The following is a 15132-nucleotide window of genomic DNA, read 5'->3' on the forward strand; positions in this document are numbered from 1 at the left end:
CTCCCTTCCAAACATGGTTTCATGTTTAGGGAAAAGGAATTTCGAGACGATTTCAACGCCATTGACGCCAAACGTCATAGTCTGGCGAAAGCCATCGAAAAAATACTTGCGGGCGGCGGCATTGACCAGACCCGGCATAGATCACTACCGAATGGTCGGCAACTTCAGAGAATTGGCGAGCGGCATGCCAAGAGGCTCGAAATCGCACTCGTCGGCGGTCAGAACGGTGAGGCCGTGCGCGGCAGCGGGGGCCGTGGCGGCGATGGCAATATGTTCAAAACCGGATCGCGGGCGCACTGATCCGAGTGTTAGGCCGCATATCTTTCCTTGATGCCGACCTGGAGTATGTGGCCGGGTAAAATTGTCAGCCACGGTAGTCCAGTTGTGTAACTTTCGTGCCTTCGTTCGCCTTGATCTGACGATACGGTGCAATCCGAATCCTGATCATCGGCGATGATAATCGCAAAAAGATAAAACAAGTCGATATGCACAAGCGCTGATACTGTAAAATCTCCATGTCCCAGGAAGCGCTACTCGACATATCGCCCTTACAGCCACAAAATGGTCAATGATAGTGCTTGTGAATTTCTATCTGGGTAGCTTAAAGCCGAGCTTGAAGGTATCCCCTTCAACCAATGGCGTAGCTTCTCTCATGGGTCTCGATAAACTCGAAAGCCAGTCTTGAGACACATGACATCCAGATCGTTGCTCGACACTACATTTTTGTGAATAGGTGAACAGATGTCAGAAGCCAATAAAAAACGCCCCAATCCGATTGATATCCATGTCGGAAGCCGCATCAGGTTGCGCCGGACCATGACTGGTATGAGCCAGGAACGGCTCGGTGACAGTGTCGGCATCACCTTCCAGCAAATACAGAAATACGAACGCGGCACCAACAGAGTCGGAGCCAGCCGCCTTCAGAACATAGCCAACATTCTGAATGTCCCCGTCTCGTTCTTCTTTGAAGACGCACCACCAAGCGACATAGTGGCTACCATCTCGCCACATGCGTCACAGCCAGACGACTTTCAAACATTACTGTCGTCCTTCGAAGGGTTCAGGCTTAATCGTGAATTCGTAAAGATTACGGACCCAAATGTGCGCCAATACATCATCAAGATGATAAAGGCCGTGGCTGCTGACAGCGATGGCGGCTCGGCAGACGTATAGAGCTTACGTAGTCTCTCAAGGTTCTGGCGTCGCAGGCTGCTGATCGAATCCTCTTTTATTTCTTCGGTGAAGAAAGCATCGGCGAGGTCGTGGCGACAAAAGACCTTTCACAGTTCCAAAGAAGGATTTGATGGCTGGAAATAACGGAAAGTGGCGACCGGTCAGTTGGGATCGTGACTGCCGAGGGTACCGCCCCCACTTTCCGCCAGCGATTTGCTATGATGTATAATTGTGAATAGCAATAACAGATTTCCTATCATCTGGAATTCTAGACTTTGGCCCCTGCAGGCGGTCACTTATCGATCGCGGCCAACATCTCTTTGTAGACGGCCTCATCCACATAGGCCACGCCATCGATCAACATCCTCGTAAGTTTACTCGACGGGCAGACATTATCCGGATCGAGAACGACTATTATCAACCCTGACGTCATATTCTTCTCGTTGACGGGATAGAGATCGCAAGCAGGATCGTATCCATCATCGAGAACAATATACAGCCCCGTATCCTTCGTGGTCGGGATTGCAACCTGTCCTGTGCGAACTGAATTGCCTGCGACATACTGAGCGTTGACAACATCAATTGCCCACACGTTGCTGCATGATATGATTTTGTGATGATCGTCAGCGTCGGGCTCGTAGAGCGCTTGTGCCACTGTAATGTGATTGACCAGGAATTTACCCGCCACACGCCCATGGGAGCCCTCACCGGACAGATTGATTGTACTCGACATATCCTCACCACTATAGATTACGAGCAAGGATATGGTGAGCGCGGACCTCGGAAGCAATACTCAACCGGCCAAAGCGGCAACGCAGATGACCGTCCTTTGTGGACTTCCGGCTGGCGAATTTTAACTACATTCACCCGTCAACTATACAATGCAGTGGCGACGGATAAGGGTTCCGGATTGAGAGGTAAGCCTGCTTATAGGCCAAGGCCAAGCCCGCGCCTGCGGCCGAAACTCCAGTCAACGCCGCCATCGGCGCGGGCCACGCCGGAGATTTGCTGGCCGATATGCTTCTCGACGGAAGGCGTCCACGGCACGAGGCTGAAGCCGAGACCATCCTCGACCATCGCGAAGCGCCCAGATGCCAGGGTGAAACGCCGGCTGTAGGTGCCAGCGACATATTCGCCTGCGGCCACTTCGCGAAACGGCATGTTCATTTCATGCGAGAGCTTTTCGCCTAGCGCGTCCAACTCGCGTTGCCGGAGCGTGCCAAGAAGATTGCGGGCGAAGATAACCCGCTCGCCCACGCGCCGTGCCAGTCTCTCTTCGATCAGATGTTCGGCCCTCGCCTCCATCGCTTGGCTCACCTCCAGCCCGAAGCCGCCACCAAGATCGACGGAAACGCGGGCGACAAGCTGGCGGTCGAGCCATGTGGCGCCGTCGGCCGTGGTCTGCGCCTCAAGGGAGAGATCGGAACGAACGGCCACCGCGACGCGGCGCTCGCCATGGGCATCCTCGAAAGCGCGCAGTTCGACAATGGAACCCGGCGCACTGTCCCCGGCGGCTTCAATGTCGGGAAGGCGGATATGGTGGGTGTGGCCGTCCACACCATCGACCACGGCGAAGGCCGTGCCGCGCAACTCGTCGTCCAGGCCGCGCTCAATCAGCCGGCCGATGACCGGCTCGCCATGCGCCCCGCCGGACAGCACGTAATCGGCAGCGCCGCGCTCGATGCCCTGCTCCGTCAAGGCCCGGTGCATCCGCTTGATAATGTCGCCGCGTAGCCCAAGCTCGCGCAAGGTGGCTTCGGCCTCGCCGGATACGATCCATTGGCCGGGACCAACGTTTTCAGCCAGGCCGAGATGTTCGAGGTGACGAAGCCGGCCGATCTTCTGGATGGAATATTCGTCGGGCTGCTTATCCGGAGACGGAGCAACGTCGACGATGCCCTGCTCGTTGGCGTCACGGAGAAGCTGGCGATCAAGCTGTGTCCAGCGGTCGGCCTCAATCTGTCGTTCCAGCGAACGGCGTATGTCCAATTCGGTGCGCGGTCCCAATTCCAGCGTCACGAGATCCTGCGCCCGGTCGCGCAATCCGCTCTTGATATAGTCGCGGTCTATCACGAGGTCTTGCCCGTCCTCAGTGCGGCCCCGCACGATGACATGCACATGGGGATTGTCGGTGTTCCAGTGATCGACGCCCACCCATTCGAGTTTCGTGCCGAGATCCTTTTCCGCCTGCGCCATCAGCTCGCGCGTGAAGCGCTTCAGGTCTTCCATGTCGGCGGCGTCTTCAGGCGAGACGATGAACCGGAAATGGTGCCGGTCGTCCTTGCACTGATCGGCAAATTCCTTTGCGTCGGCATTGTCGGTTTCGGAACCGAACATGCGGGCTTTTTCGTGTTCCTCCCCATTGCTCACTTCGTTCGCGGCGCGGGTGACGCCATCACGGCGAAGATAGCTGAGGTGACGGGCAAGCGGGCCACGGTCGCCCTTGTTGCGGACAATGCGCGCCTTCACCGTGCAGAAACGAGTACGGTTGGTGATGAGACGATTGGCGCGAACACTCGCCACGCGGCCACGAGCGAAGCTCGGGCCACGGCCCTTGCCGGACGTGATCTTGCCGGAGCGGGAAACATGCCCGCCGGCCTTCTGGGCGGCGGCGAGCGCCTGAGCGACAAACGGCCTTGCCCGCTGGGCCTTGCTGGAGCGGATGCGTCCAGGCCGGACGCGGAAATCGTCATCCCGGCTCATGGGGTCACTCGCTGCGAGGTGCAGGTTTCGATGAAAATATTCAGTAAATTCAGGGTGCGCACATCGCACGCATAGTCCGCGATGTGTAGAAAGCCGGAAAAAAGCCAATCAAAACAACCGACCGTCCAAGCCGCAATGTGCGGCCTTTTATCTTGCCTTAAATCGGACGTTGCCGCCGCCCCTCCCCGCCATCCCGCATGAGCTACGATGACGCTCGTTAGACCACCCGGCACCACGAAATTCATGGACGTGTCTCCTGCACCTGAGACCGACGCACGAACAGACCATCGGACGGCGGTGCAAGCGCCGAAAGATCGGTGATCGTGCTGGCGCTGGATGAGCGACCGGAAGGATGATCGGCCGCCGTCTCGTGGCTGCCAGCGGGAACCGCTGCGCGAGCGATGAAGAGCGGCGCGACTGACCATTCGGAGCGCGCCGGACGATCCGCAGTGCGCCAAGCAACTGCGGCGTCCGCGTTGATCTGCGGCACGATCTTCGCCATGTAGGCGACTGTTTCGGCGGGCAATGGATCGCCGGTGACAAGGTGCTTTTCGTAGCGGCCCGGACCGGCATTGTAGGCCGCGAGGAAGCCCGGCGAACCGTAGAGGTCGTGCAGTTCCGCGATATAGGCAGCGCCCGCCAGAATGTTGTCGCGAGGATCATAGGGATCATCGCCAAGGCCATTCCGGGCGCGCAGTTCCTGCCATGTGGCGGGCATGATCTGCATCAGGCCCATCGCGCCCTTTGGCGAGATGGCATGCGGATCATGATCGCTCTCGGCCTGCATGACTGCGCGTATCCAGCGTTCGGGAAGGGCGAAGCGCTCGGCAGCTTCCGCGATATGAACAGCTAACGGATCGGGCGGTGCGACGACGGTGGTCGTGCGCATCGTCTGCGTTTCGTTTGCCAGCGGTTGGGCCATTGCCGCGCATGGCAGCGTGACGGTCATAGTGCCTGCGATCAGCAGCGCCATGATCGCGGATAAGGCGGCGCAAAGTCCGCCGTCCCGATTGCCCATCAGCCTGCCATCGTGCTCGCTCTGGTCAAGGGCAAGGCTTCGCCGCCGGCCAACATTTTCCGGACGGGCATCGTCGCAAGACGTGTCCGTCCTCCGGAAAACAGGTCGTCGCCCTTGACCGCCGCTGCGCGCGACGGCCGCCCGGTGTGCGATCGGGTCGAGGGGAGTGATCGGCGTTCGATCGATCAAGAGGAGTGAGCCTGACAGGCGATAGGAAGGATGGCAGCGCATGAGGGTCACGCCTGTTCGTCGCGCCGCGTCTTGCGGGTCCAGTGCAGATTCCATGTGTCCTTTTTGGTGTCGGACTCGAACATCCGTGCGCGGATCGGTTCGACAAAGGAAGGATCATCTATGGTGACGGAGAGATACGCCCCGGCGCGCTCGCCGGTTCGGTCCCATGCCGCGCCGACTTCGAGGCCATCGGCGAAGATGCGATGGTTCGGCGCATTCTCGGCATCCGTCTCATCGATCGGAAGGATGGTCACTTCGGCGTCGAGGGTAAGCGTGCGGATACGGCCGAAGAAGCCATCATTGTTGCGGGTGAAGGTGCCTATCTGGGCCATAGCGGTAAACCTCATTCGGTTGGAGAAGCGAGCCGTTCACGGCTCGTCGGAAACCGGCTCGCGGAAGGTTTCCACGACCGGATCGGGATCGTCAGTGGTCCAGAGCGGGATTGCCCTGCCGACGACGGTTGAGAGTGGAAGCGGCCCGAAATAGCGGCTGTCGAAGCTGTCGGGACTGTCCCACTTCATGAAGAAGGCTTCGCCGACGCGGAGCGTCCGGCAGCCCTGCCAGACGGGCAGCGGACGACCTTGGCCGTCGCGCTCGCGGGCCTGTCCATAGGCCATGCCGTAGGCGGTGATTTCCGCGCCGTTGCGGCAGACGGTCGTTCCGGAAAGCGCCAGCACGCGCTTGAGGAGCGGCAGGCCGCGCGGCAGATAACGGCGCTCGTCAAGGAAGTCGGCCAGATCGTCGGGCGGCATAACGACTGCGAGGTCGGTGACGTCCAGACGGTCGGCGCGAACGATCCGGTAGAGGCCGACCGGCACGCTGGCCGATGCGTTCCAGATCAGTTTCTTGGCCGGATCGATGAAGATGGAAGCCGTGGTGGCAACCGCGGAGAAATACGTCACCATCACCCATGCGAAGCGCGTCATGGCCTGTCTCCCTGTTGTGCGGAAATCTCGCGGCGCATCAGCCAGGCGCGATGCTGCTGGCGGGTGTAGGCCCGGAACGGCTCGTTGACGGTGAGACGGTTATGGATGTGCCGCCAGTGATCCGGCGCGACGTCGGCCGGGTCGATGCCGCTCCGCTCAATCGCGTCGATGACGTGCAGCACCTTTTCGACCTTCGGCCAGCCGTGGACACGGAGAAGGATTTCCCCGCCGGGATCGACCAGCGGTACGGTCTGGTAGCTCTCGCCGGCAGCGACGGCGCGCAGAATGTCGATGCGGGAAACGACGGTGCCGTAATCGTTTGCCGCCCATCTGACGAAGGCGAAGATCGCGCCGGGATCAAAGCCAACGACGCGATGATGGCGGTCGATGCGCTGATCTTCGGCGATCCGGCCGAAGTGAATGCGCTGCTCGATGCGGTTCTCAATCCATGTCAGATGGACCAGCGTTCGAGGAGAAAAGGCGCCCACTTTCATCGGCCGGTTCTCCGGCTGGACGACTGCGCGAATGTCCCCCCAAAACCGCGATTTTCGGCAGGCTGCGTTAGGAAGAATCCGAAGGATTCTGGGTTAGCCGGGGTACTGTGTTGTGCCCGCTGGCCAGCGTCGCGGCTGTGGCGATGATGCCTTCGTGAAACGATCACGGAAGGCGGCGCGGTGTGCTCCGTCGGGATCGGCGACGGAGGTGAAACATGGACTATTACGCGGGACTGGACGTATCGCTGGAGGCAACCAGCGTGTGCGTGGTGAATGGCGAGGGCAAGGTCGTCCGGGAAGGAAAGCTGCCGAGCGATCCGGATGCGATCGAGCTGTTCCTTTCCGAATGGGGCGTCCACCTGAAACGGGTCGGGCTGGAGGCCTTCTCGTTCAGCGCCTGGCTGCACGCCGCCCTCGACGACAAGGGCCTGCCGGTCGTGTGCATCGAGACGCGCCACACCAAGGCGGCGCTGAACGCCATGCTGAACAAGACCGACCGAAATGACGCGCGCGGCATCGCCCAGCTGATGCGCACCGGCTGGTTCCGGCCCGTGCATGTCAAATCGCAAGGAGCGCAGGCGCTGAGGGTGCTCCTGGCCGGCCGCAAGGCGCTCTTGGGAAAGGTCATCGACATGGAGAACATGATCCGCGGCCTGATCCGGCCGTTCGGGCTGAAGGTCGGACAGGTGTCCACCGGCCGGTTCGATGCGCGGGTGCGCGAGCTGGTGGCCGGCATGGCCGAGCTGGAACAGATCGTCGAGCCGCTGCTCGCCGCCCGCGCGGCGATGCGCTTGCAGTTCGCCCGCATGCACCGCATGGCGCTTTCGGCCGCCCGCAACGACAAGGCGGTGCGGCGGCTGATGACGGTGCCCGGCGTCGGCGCCATCGTGGCGCTGACCTTCCGCGCCACCGTCGACGATCCCGCCCGGTTCAAGAAGTCCATGACCGTCGGCGCCCACTTCGGGCTGACGCCGCGACGATACCAGTCCGGCGAGACCGACTGGTCGGGGCGCATCTCCAAATGCGGCGACGAGATGACGCGCGCCATGCTTTACGAGGCGGCGATCGCCATCCTCACGCGCATCCCGAAAAACTTCAAGCTGCGGCTCTGGGGGCTGCGGCTGGTGAAGAAGAAGGGGCTGAAGAAGGCCGCGACCGCCGTGGCGCGGGCGCTGGCCGTGCTGCTGCACAAGATATGGGTGGATGGAACGACCTTCCGTTACGGCGTCGGCCTGAAGGGCGGCCGGATCGCACGCGCCTGATGAGGGCTTAGGCGATCCGGCCGCTCCCACCATCGACGTCACCAGGTTCCGCCACGGCGGAGCGGCGTCTCCCGGAGAGACGGGGATTTGGGCGAGATCGAAACTTTGATTGCCGGTGGCCTTCGGGACCAACCGCACGGCGCTAGTTAGCCTGACCGCCTGGTCTCCATATCCCGGAATGTGGCGGACACCGTGCCGACCACGGATGTTAGCGAGTGCTCTTCGGAGAGACATGAGCCGCACCTCAGCGTGACGAAGTTGGACGGGAACGGCCGCAGCGACGGCAGACGGCAGTCTTCGCGCGCGCTTTCGAGCGCCCGTCGCTGTCGTCTTCAGTAAAAGCGGCTTTACGGATCAGTTCGCCGATGGCAGACTGAAGTGGAGAGGCGTTGTCTCCACAGCTTGTTGATCCACAACAACAAGTTAGAGTCAGTATGTTAGCAATGTTAGGGGAGCGGATTGCCAAAGGAATCCGGGCGGTTAAACCCGGTTTCGGTCCCTGATAGTACGGGTTTCCGGTCCCCGATAGTACGGGCATTGCGGTCCCTGATAGTACGGGTCTGTCCACAGGTTGCTCACAGTCTGATCGGGCGGCGGCGCGGCAGGCGCAACGCGTCCTTCATTGGATCGGTTGGCGTGGGTTGAAAGGTCAGCCGGATACGGCCGTCCGGATCGGTGACAAGCCCCAGCCGGTAGCCGGGAAGCGGCTGGCGCTGGACGATGGCGCGCAGGTCGTAGGCGAAATGCTTAAGCGGCGAGAGTGAGCCGGACTTGAGATGCAGGTGTTCGAGATCGAAGCTCCAGCCCCATGTCTGGCGGCCACCGTGCTTACGCACGAGGCGATACAGCCAACGCTCAAGGCCGCCGGTCAGATTGAAATAGGCCCGGTCGATGGTGAGGATCAGGGCGTCGTCAATGACACCGGCATAGAACCAGTCCGCCAGGATGAGTTCGACGCCGAGCGGCCGGCCGGCTGCATCCAGTTGTTCTTTCCATTCGGCGATCCACGAGAAGCGATGCCGCCGCCGCGCCGACGGCTGACGGATCGACGTGACAACGGTTGTCGATTGAAGGCGGTCCAATGCCGCTTTCAGCCGGTCGTAGTTCAGGCCGGAATCTGTGCGGCCGATGAAGGATAGGATTTCGTAAGGTGTCGCGAACATGAAACGCGACGTCTGCAAGCCATTGTCGCGGGCCTGAACGATCTGCGACGCCGCCCATATAAGAATATCGGCGTCCCAGATCGTCGCCATGCCGTGCTCGGCCGTCGCCTCGACGCGGATTGATATGTCCCCTATCCGGAAGTCGATCGGCGTCACGCGGCGGGACTTGGCGAGCGAGAAGAACGGCCATGACATGAGATCCTGCGCATCGCGGGCGGCGATGTCGCCGCCGCATGGCCGGAACAGTTCGAGTTGCTGTCCCTGATATATCCGGTGCGAGGACATGAACGGCAACGTCCGGTCAGCACGCGGTATGTATAGCAAGATCGGCGGCCGCGTCGGTGTCCAGCACCTGCAGCAGTCGGGTTGGTGCGGCTTCGGACGTCGATAGACGGGCGGCCGCATCAATCCATGCCTGAAGATCGGCGACGGTATAGACGACACGCCCCCCGAGCTTGCGATAGATCGGGCCGGTGCCGTCGCAGCGGTGCTTTTCCAGTGTGCGGGAAGAGAGGCCGAGAAGGCGTGCGGCCTCTATGGTACGCACGAAACGCGGCCAATTTTCTTCGGTCTTCTGATGCATTGCGGGTCTCCATCGCAGTCGCCGCTGGAACGGCGGTTCGATTGCGAGGATGGCGAAAATTATGCGGCCCGGCGGAGTGACAAAATTATCGCCTTCGTAAATGTCCCCCCGCAGCGGTCGCACTAAAGCCGACGAAGGGCAGAGGTCAGTGGCGGCGATCAACCATCGCGCGGACTGTCGAAAAGTTTCTGGAACGGGCAAAGCAGGCGCGGATAGCCGCCGTCGATCAGTTCTTGCGCGGCGCCAAGAAGTCGAGCGATACGCCTGCGTTCAGGCGTGTTTTTCCAGTCGATGGAACGTAGTTTGCGAAGTTCGGTGTTGAAAAGGACACTGGCGATTTCCTGACGCGATGCGCCTGCCTGCACGCCATCCCATACGCGCAGCATCAGGCTTAACCTGTGTATCTGGTAACGGGAAAAGCGTAACCAGCGCGGCAATGGGCCGGACGACTTTCCGGCCAGCCAGCGGTAAAACCGCCTGACGCATTGCTCCCGCTCGTTGTAATACTCGTCAGGCGGAATCCACATGACGGCATTGATGACCCGTTGCCCCTGCGGAAGCCAGACATGATGATCGCCGTATTTGTCCTTGACGACGGCATGAAATCCGTCCGCCGTCATATGCCCTGCAAAAGCGGGGGCGAACGGATCGAGCAACGGGCAACCGCTGAAACCTGCCGGTGCAGGTTCAATGATGACGGTTGCCGGAAACATCCGCGGATGCCAGAGCGGCCGTGCCACCGAGGCCGGGTGAGATGGATCAACCGGGAAAGGTGATCCCCCAACGTTGGCACAAACGCTGCTCGGCTTCAGCCTGTTTCGTTTTGTCGGGAGCGGCGCTGGACAGCGCCTCCTCGTAGTCGTTTCGGTATCGCTTGTTGCGGCGAAGAAATTCGAAGGTCACACCACCGCGCTCAAGATGGCCCAGCTCGTCATCGAACCGGGGTGAAGTCCAGTCCTGCAATGCTTCCATGCCACTCCCCTTGGGAAACTCAACCTTGGGATGGTCGGAGTATTGGGGAAGTTTCCGGAGTCGGAATACAGATAATTGGAATACAAACGGTCTCGAATGTAACCGGCCGGAACGACTATTGCATGCGTGTTCCGAGAAGATGACGATAGCCGATCTCGGTCATCCAGCGAGCGCGGGCAAGGTGCGTTTCGTGAATGCGTCTGGCGCGTTCCGGGTCGGCTTCAACATCGATACCGAAGATGATGCGCACGGCGTCGCGCCAGTCAGCACCTTCCTCGTCGGCATCCAGAAGACGAAGATAAGTTGCCAGATGGGCTTCATCATAGGCGTTCACCCTGTCGGTCAAGGGTGGTCCACCGTCCCTCAAAGGCTTCTTCATGTGGCCTCTTCCCCGAAAGCCACGCTACAAACGGACCAGTATTTTTATCCGTTCGTAGAGTGACCGTTTCATGACGGTAATATCCGCAATTGCGGAATAACCTTATCGCTGAAACGTCTTAGCAAAAAGTATAGGTCTGCCCTTGCGCGTCTCTCAGGGATCGTTTCGAAAGAATTCGATCGGATCAACGTCGAGTGCTGCGCCGAGCTTTTCGAGCGTATCGACGGAAACAGCGTATTCCTCCCGCTCAAGCATGCCGACATAGTTGCGGTTGAGCTGAGCGCGATGGGCAAGTTCTTCCTGTGACATGGATCGATCATGTCTCAACCGACGCAGGTTCCTGGCGACTCTTTCCCGTAAGCTCATGGGAAAAGCTGTCACCGACAGACTATTGCACTTCCACCCAGTATACTAGTGATTCCGGAAAAGGAAAAGTGGCCCCTTGAAAAACATGTGCGTGGTTTCGCGAGCCGGTCACAGACCGGCGAGCGGCTTCCGCGCCGTCCAGGCGCGGAAGCCGCCGATCCCATGTGGCGGATCGCCCAAGGGGCTACTGAAACAGCGAAAGCGGGAAACCGTAGAGCCGGTTTCCCGGCTCTACGGTTTTCATGGTCAGTGGGTCTTTAGTTTCTGCATGCCTTCGGCCAACGTCCAGAGCGCGCGATTGAGGGTCACATTCTGGTCTATACCGTTGATGGCGCGGGTCTGGCTGCGCCGGATGCGGCCTGCGTCATCGCGCCGCTGCCCGTGCAAGCCGCCTTTCATCATATTTTCCTGAATGGTGTTGAAGGTCATCCAGAGGCTTTCCCTGTTATCCTCGCGGCGGCGCGGCGTTATGACCTGGCCCGGGCGGATCGGGCTTTCTTGCTCGCCATAACGGGCGACAAGGCTCGCCTCCGCCAGCACATGCCGTTCATCCGTTGAAAGCCTGATTTCCTTCATCGTTTCGCTGGCGTCGATCAGGCGCGGAAAATCTTCCGCAACCGTATAAACGCCTTCGATAATATCATGCTGGATATTGCCCTTGTGCGCGACGCGGATTTCCTCGAAACGCTCGCCTGCAACCAGACTGTTGGTGCAGACAAAACGCAGCATCCCCGCGAACATCTGGTAACTGCTCGTTCCGTCATGGCTGTTGACGATAATGACTTCTGCCGCCTCCGGCTTGCCGATGCCGCCATCACGGCGCAAACGCAGCATATGCTTGGCGTGTCCCATGCGGTCGCCATCGCGGGGCACCGCCTGCACGGCGAAGAACGGAAACCATCCTTCGCGGCGCAAACCTTCCACGATTTCAATGGTGGGAACGTAAACGTAACGCTCCGACCGGCTATCATGCGGTTCGCGGGCGAATATGGCTGGAACGTGCCGAAACAGCGCTTCGTTGTCGAGCGCTTCGCGTCCGCTGATCTGGTGGCTGTTGCGGCCGAACCGTGTGACGAGATGATAATTCATGGTCCTTGCTCCTCTTTTTCCCTTAATTGTCGAAGGCATGTCCCTCGACATGCCTTCCGGGGGCGCGAGAGCGCGCGGGGATGGGAGGGGACAAGTGCCGGCGAGCATGGCCGGGTTGCGTGCAAGCGGGACGGATTGGAAAATGAAGACCATGAATGCAGTGAGCCGTCCTGAGAAGCGGGCGACCCTGCCATGCGCAGGCGGCGCTTGAGGGGAGAAAGGGGTAAGACCCCTTGGCTTCCCCTCTGGATCGGTAAGGCTTCAGCCTTAGCCGATCACGACAAAGCGCACATAGCGCTCCGTATGAATTGATGGCGGTGGCGAGCATGAGCATGGCGAAGCCCCGCTTTCGCGGGGCTAGACCTTTGGCCTGTTCAGTTGGTGGCGCGGCGGCGCGACCAGATCAGGGCCATATCCTCGCTATCCGCCGCGACCAGGCTCGCATAGATCGGGGCGGGGAAGGAGGGATCGTCCAGCTTCACCGAGAGGTAGGGGTTGCCCTGCACGGACTGCTTCTTCCATGCCGCTCCGAACTCGGTGGCTCCGGCGAACACGCGGAAGTCCGGCCCGTTTTCGGTTTCGTCCTCGGCGGGCAAGAACTTCACCGACTTGACGTTGAGGTTGAGGGTCTTGACCGAGCCAGCGAAGCCGTTGTCGGTGCGGGAGAAAGTGCCGATAGTAGCCATGACGTGATTTCCTTCTGCTGATCGGGCCGCGCCCATCGCGGTCTCGATGATGGTCGATGGACCGGGGACGATCGGCCTGCACCCCTTAGGGCCGGAACGAAGTGGAGGGCGGCCGGCGGCAGCTTTTGTGTTTCGCGATGCAAAGCCGAAGGCGGCGGAAAAAAGTTGTCGCCGGACGTTGCTGGATTGAGATCGAGGCGGCGCTTGCGTCGCCGGTCTTCGGTCAGACCAGATCAATCGAGATCGCGGTGGGCGTGGTCCGGTCGGCGGAAAAAAGGAAATCATGGCGTGGCTGCTATCGGTCAGCACTTTCTCCCGCACCGACAACGGTTTCGCTGGCTCCCTCGCAGGCAAGCTCCTTAACCTCAACGTCAAGTCGGTGAAGTTCCCTCGCGGTCATCATGAGGCGAAACCGAAAACGGGCCGGACTTCCGCTCACGCTGTTTGCTGGAGCCACCGAGTTCGGGGCGGCATGGAAGGAGCCTGCCTGTCCAGCGCGGGGCAACCCCTACCTCTCGGTGAAGCTGGATGATTCCTTGTTTTGCGCTTCGTTCGCCTCCATGCGGTCATGGCCGGGGCGGACAGCGAGGATATGGCCCTGATCTGGTCGTGTTGCTGTGTCATCGACTGAACAGGCCATTGGTCCGGCCTTGCGAAAGCGGCTGGCTTCTCCGGGCGAATGCCCGCCGCCGCCATCCCTTGCGTCAGGTATGGAAGCCCGAAGGGTGAAGACCGCGTCAACGGGCTTCAGCGAAGCCGACAGCCTGGCCCGCAGGGTAACGCCCATATCATCCTTTCCGTGATTCATGCCGGTCAATGTCAATTCGTCAATCCTCCCGCCATCTTTGAATGCGCTCATCAGTGTTGGACCCACCAATGCGCCGCGGTTCTGGACAACCGTCTGGAGCGACATCCTCAAGCGTGACCTCGAGGCTTCGACCTGACGCCAGCATCTCGCATCTCTGGATCGCTTTTATATATCTGTGTCAAGACGAACTTGCGCTTCCTGATTGGGCTGCGGAACGAGATCGAGCATCAGTCCACCAGTAGGATCGACGATGCGGTTGGCGCAGAGCTTCAATCCTGCTGCTTGAACTTCAACGGCGCCTTGAGAACTTACTTTGGGCACCAGTTCGGTTTGGAGAAGCGCTTGCCTATTGCACTTCAGTTTGTGTCTTTCGGTATGGACCAGCGCAATACGTTGAAGAAGGCGTCGAGCCTACCAGTTCACGTGTCCTCCTTCATATCGGCATTCGAACACGATCTGACAGAGGAACAGGTAAAGGACCCTGCGTTCAGGTTGAAGGTAGCTTTTGTTCCTATAGCAGCGAAGAAGGCTGCAGGTTCGGACTAGGCTGTAGTCGTCGTCTCGCCGGGGTCAGACCTCGCCGAACGGGTTGAGGTGGTCTTCAAAGAGGTCAACCGCACTCGCTACATCAGGCAGGACATCCTGGATAAAGCCGCCGAGGCTGGTTTCCCAAAGTTTGGCTCGGGGGCACATACGAAGCTGATGAGCGAGCTTGACGCGAAGAATCCCGCGCTGGGATACGCCTGCGTGGGTGACTATAAGGCTCACTGGGTATGGCTCGACAAGTGGCTTGAGACCGTCCTGCAGCACTGCAAGAACAACGCGGCGAAGTACCAGTAATCAGATGGCTGCCAGAATGGGGCTTGCGGTCGATTAAATGAAGGCAGACTTTATCGTCAGCGTCTTATTGTCTGCGTCCAATACAGCCTCAGTGCCGATTGGGATAGCCACAGCGTCTGCACCGTGGCCAAGCGGCAGCCCACCTAGCACTACTTTGGCAGAATGCATTTTGGCGGTCTGAAGCGGATTCTGCAGTGCGGACATCGTTCTGGGGCTGACGTTGATAGGAGGGTGTTTATGACCGCGCGTCGGATGGCTGGCAGTGTCGGTTTAGGCGGGCCGTGCCTCTTGGTTTTTTTCCCGCTTGGCCTGGTGTAGGCGCTGATGTTGCAGGAAGGCATAAGCGATCATTGTCATCAGCGCGTGTCGATGCAGACCTTGCCATGATCGGCCTTCGAAGTGATCGAGGCCGAGTTCTTCTTTCATTTGTTGATGCGCC

The 15132-nt window shown here is 59.9% G+C and carries 20 protein-coding genes and 1 pseudogene; 4 read left to right on the plus strand and 17 right to left on the minus strand.

Features of this window, described 5'->3' with window-relative positions; translation table 11 throughout:
• Positions 1–21 precede the first annotated feature (21 nt).
• Positions 22–300 carry a hypothetical protein gene (locus EM858_RS27200; RefSeq protein WP_164865496.1) on the plus strand — a complete coding sequence of 93 codons (279 nt, stop codon included), beginning with the start codon at positions 22–24 and terminating at the stop codon, positions 298–300.
• A gap of 441 nt (positions 301–741) precedes the next feature.
• On the plus strand, positions 742–1173 hold the full coding sequence (locus tag EM858_RS19920; protein ID WP_127757730.1) for a helix-turn-helix domain-containing protein: 432 nt from the start codon (positions 742–744) through the stop codon (positions 1171–1173).
• A 292-nt stretch (positions 1174–1465) separates the two neighbouring features.
• Here EM858_RS19920 and EM858_RS19925 read toward each other — a convergent pair whose 3' ends face one another.
• From EM858_RS19925 to EM858_RS19955, 7 genes are all read right to left on the minus strand, one after another.
• Positions 1466–1906 (minus strand): hypothetical protein, encoded by a 441-nt coding sequence (locus EM858_RS19925; RefSeq protein WP_127757731.1) that lies wholly within the window; start codon positions 1904–1906, stop codon positions 1466–1468.
• Between the two features lie 194 nt (positions 1907–2100).
• Positions 2101–3876: a VirD2 family relaxase/mobilization nuclease gene (locus EM858_RS19930; protein ID WP_127757732.1), complete on the minus strand. Its 1776-nt coding sequence runs from the start codon at positions 3874–3876 to the stop codon at positions 2101–2103.
• Positions 3873–4121: a hypothetical protein gene (locus EM858_RS19935; RefSeq protein WP_127757733.1), complete on the minus strand. Its 249-nt coding sequence runs from the start codon at positions 4119–4121 to the stop codon at positions 3873–3875. Before EM858_RS19935 ends, EM858_RS19930 begins: the two co-directional genes overlap by 4 nt.
• The gene (locus EM858_RS19940) at positions 4118–4894 is read right to left on the minus strand and encodes a lytic transglycosylase domain-containing protein (protein ID WP_127757734.1); all 777 of its coding nucleotides are present in this window, start codon (positions 4892–4894) and stop codon (positions 4118–4120) included. Before EM858_RS19940 ends, EM858_RS19935 begins: the two co-directional genes overlap by 4 nt.
• A 236-nt stretch (positions 4895–5130) precedes the next feature.
• A complete protein-coding gene (locus EM858_RS19945) occupies positions 5131–5457 on the minus strand; it encodes a DUF736 domain-containing protein (protein ID WP_127757735.1) in 327 nt (108 codons plus the stop codon).
• Between the two features lie 36 nt (positions 5458–5493).
• Positions 5494–6051, minus strand: coding sequence for a S26 family signal peptidase (locus tag EM858_RS19950; RefSeq protein WP_127757736.1), 558 nt, complete (start codon positions 6049–6051; stop codon positions 5494–5496).
• Positions 6048–6545: a DUF2840 domain-containing protein gene (locus tag EM858_RS19955; RefSeq protein WP_127757737.1), complete on the minus strand. Its 498-nt coding sequence runs from the start codon at positions 6543–6545 to the stop codon at positions 6048–6050. Before EM858_RS19955 ends, EM858_RS19950 begins: the two co-directional genes overlap by 4 nt.
• Positions 6546–6760: 215 nt before the next feature.
• On the opposite strand from EM858_RS19955, the gene EM858_RS19960 reads away from it, so the two are divergent.
• Positions 6761–7807, plus strand: coding sequence for an IS110 family transposase (locus EM858_RS19960; RefSeq protein WP_127757738.1), 1047 nt, complete (start codon positions 6761–6763; stop codon positions 7805–7807).
• 575 nt (positions 7808–8382) lie between these two features.
• On the opposite strand, the gene EM858_RS19965 is transcribed toward EM858_RS19960, so the two are convergent.
• From EM858_RS19965 to EM858_RS27205, 9 genes are all read right to left on the minus strand, one after another.
• A complete protein-coding gene (locus EM858_RS19965; protein ID WP_127757739.1) occupies positions 8383–9255 on the minus strand; it encodes a replication initiator protein A in 873 nt (290 codons plus the stop codon).
• Between the two features lie 16 nt (positions 9256–9271).
• Positions 9272–9553, minus strand: coding sequence for a helix-turn-helix domain-containing protein (locus tag EM858_RS19970; protein ID WP_127757740.1), 282 nt, complete (start codon positions 9551–9553; stop codon positions 9272–9274).
• Positions 9554–9711: 158 nt separating this feature from the next.
• Positions 9712–10173, minus strand: coding sequence for a DUF2285 domain-containing protein (locus tag EM858_RS19975; RefSeq protein WP_245483030.1), 462 nt, complete (start codon positions 10171–10173; stop codon positions 9712–9714).
• Between the two features lie 139 nt (positions 10174–10312).
• Entirely contained in the window at positions 10313–10525 is a 213-nt protein-coding gene (locus EM858_RS19980) for a DUF6499 domain-containing protein (protein WP_127757741.1), read from the minus strand.
• A gap of 115 nt (positions 10526–10640) precedes the next feature.
• Positions 10641–10904: a DUF2285 domain-containing protein gene (locus EM858_RS19985; RefSeq protein WP_127757742.1), complete on the minus strand. Its 264-nt coding sequence runs from the start codon at positions 10902–10904 to the stop codon at positions 10641–10643.
• Positions 10905–11057: 153 nt separating this feature from the next.
• The gene (locus EM858_RS19990; RefSeq protein WP_127757743.1) at positions 11058–11270 is read right to left on the minus strand and encodes a helix-turn-helix transcriptional regulator; all 213 of its coding nucleotides are present in this window, start codon (positions 11268–11270) and stop codon (positions 11058–11060) included.
• Positions 11271–11516: 246 nt separating this feature from the next.
• Complete coding sequence (locus EM858_RS19995; protein WP_127757744.1) at positions 11517–12359, minus strand: DUF932 domain-containing protein; 843 nt, start codon at positions 12357–12359, stop codon at positions 11517–11519.
• Between the two features lie 374 nt (positions 12360–12733).
• The gene (locus tag EM858_RS20000; RefSeq protein WP_127757745.1) at positions 12734–13045 is read right to left on the minus strand and encodes a DUF736 domain-containing protein; all 312 of its coding nucleotides are present in this window, start codon (positions 13043–13045) and stop codon (positions 12734–12736) included.
• Between the two features lie 508 nt (positions 13046–13553).
• Complete coding sequence (locus EM858_RS27205) at positions 13554–13958, minus strand: hypothetical protein (RefSeq protein ID WP_164865488.1); 405 nt, start codon at positions 13956–13958, stop codon at positions 13554–13556.
• Positions 13959–14447: 489 nt separating this feature from the next.
• On the opposite strand from EM858_RS27205, the gene EM858_RS20010 reads away from it, so the two are divergent.
• Positions 14448–14693: a hypothetical protein gene (locus EM858_RS20010; RefSeq protein WP_127757746.1), complete on the plus strand. Its 246-nt coding sequence runs from the start codon at positions 14448–14450 to the stop codon at positions 14691–14693.
• A gap of 270 nt (positions 14694–14963) precedes the next feature.
• Here EM858_RS20010 and EM858_RS20015 read toward each other — a convergent pair.
• A pseudogene (locus EM858_RS20015) lies at positions 14964–15132 on the minus strand (IS701 family transposase); the annotation flags it as partial.

Source organism: Agrobacterium sp. CNPSo 2736 (assembly GCF_004005385.1).
Lineage (GTDB): Bacteria > Pseudomonadota > Alphaproteobacteria > Rhizobiales > Rhizobiaceae > Agrobacterium > Agrobacterium leguminum.

Bases quoted from the DNA above. Each gene is read 5' to 3' on its own strand.
- EM858_RS27200 (WP_164865496.1), top strand. From the start codon at position 22: ATGTTTAGGGAAAAGGAATTTCGAGACGATTTCAACGCCATTGACGCC.
- EM858_RS19920 (WP_127757730.1), top strand. From the start codon at position 742: ATGTCAGAAGCCAATAAAAAACGCCCCAATCCGATTGATATCCATGTC.
- EM858_RS19925 (WP_127757731.1), bottom strand. From the start codon at position 1,906: ATGTCGAGTACAATCAATCTGTCCGGTGAGGGCTCCCATGGGCGTGTG.
- EM858_RS19930 (WP_127757732.1), bottom strand. From the start codon at position 3,876: ATGAGCCGGGATGACGATTTCCGCGTCCGGCCTGGACGCATCCGCTCC.
- EM858_RS19935 (WP_127757733.1), bottom strand. From the start codon at position 4,121: ATGAATTTCGTGGTGCCGGGTGGTCTAACGAGCGTCATCGTAGCTCAT.
- EM858_RS19940 (WP_127757734.1), bottom strand. From the start codon at position 4,894: ATGGGCAATCGGGACGGCGGACTTTGCGCCGCCTTATCCGCGATCATG.
- EM858_RS19945 (WP_127757735.1), bottom strand. From the start codon at position 5,457: ATGGCCCAGATAGGCACCTTCACCCGCAACAATGATGGCTTCTTCGGC.
- EM858_RS19950 (WP_127757736.1), bottom strand. From the start codon at position 6,051: ATGACGCGCTTCGCATGGGTGATGGTGACGTATTTCTCCGCGGTTGCC.
- EM858_RS19955 (WP_127757737.1), bottom strand. From the start codon at position 6,545: ATGAAAGTGGGCGCCTTTTCTCCTCGAACGCTGGTCCATCTGACATGG.
- EM858_RS19960 (WP_127757738.1), top strand. From the start codon at position 6,761: ATGGACTATTACGCGGGACTGGACGTATCGCTGGAGGCAACCAGCGTG.
- EM858_RS19965 (WP_127757739.1), bottom strand. From the start codon at position 9,255: ATGTCCTCGCACCGGATATATCAGGGACAGCAACTCGAACTGTTCCGG.
- EM858_RS19970 (WP_127757740.1), bottom strand. From the start codon at position 9,553: ATGCATCAGAAGACCGAAGAAAATTGGCCGCGTTTCGTGCGTACCATA.
- EM858_RS19975 (WP_245483030.1), bottom strand. From the start codon at position 10,173: ATGACGGCGGACGGATTTCATGCCGTCGTCAAGGACAAATACGGCGAT.
- EM858_RS19980 (WP_127757741.1), bottom strand. From the start codon at position 10,525: ATGGAAGCATTGCAGGACTGGACTTCACCCCGGTTCGATGACGAGCTG.
- EM858_RS19985 (WP_127757742.1), bottom strand. From the start codon at position 10,904: ATGAAGAAGCCTTTGAGGGACGGTGGACCACCCTTGACCGACAGGGTG.
- EM858_RS19990 (WP_127757743.1), bottom strand. From the start codon at position 11,270: ATGAGCTTACGGGAAAGAGTCGCCAGGAACCTGCGTCGGTTGAGACAT.
- EM858_RS19995 (WP_127757744.1), bottom strand. From the start codon at position 12,359: ATGAATTATCATCTCGTCACACGGTTCGGCCGCAACAGCCACCAGATC.
- EM858_RS20000 (WP_127757745.1), bottom strand. From the start codon at position 13,045: ATGGCTACTATCGGCACTTTCTCCCGCACCGACAACGGCTTCGCTGGC.
- EM858_RS27205 (WP_164865488.1), bottom strand. From the start codon at position 13,958: ATGTCGCTCCAGACGGTTGTCCAGAACCGCGGCGCATTGGTGGGTCCA.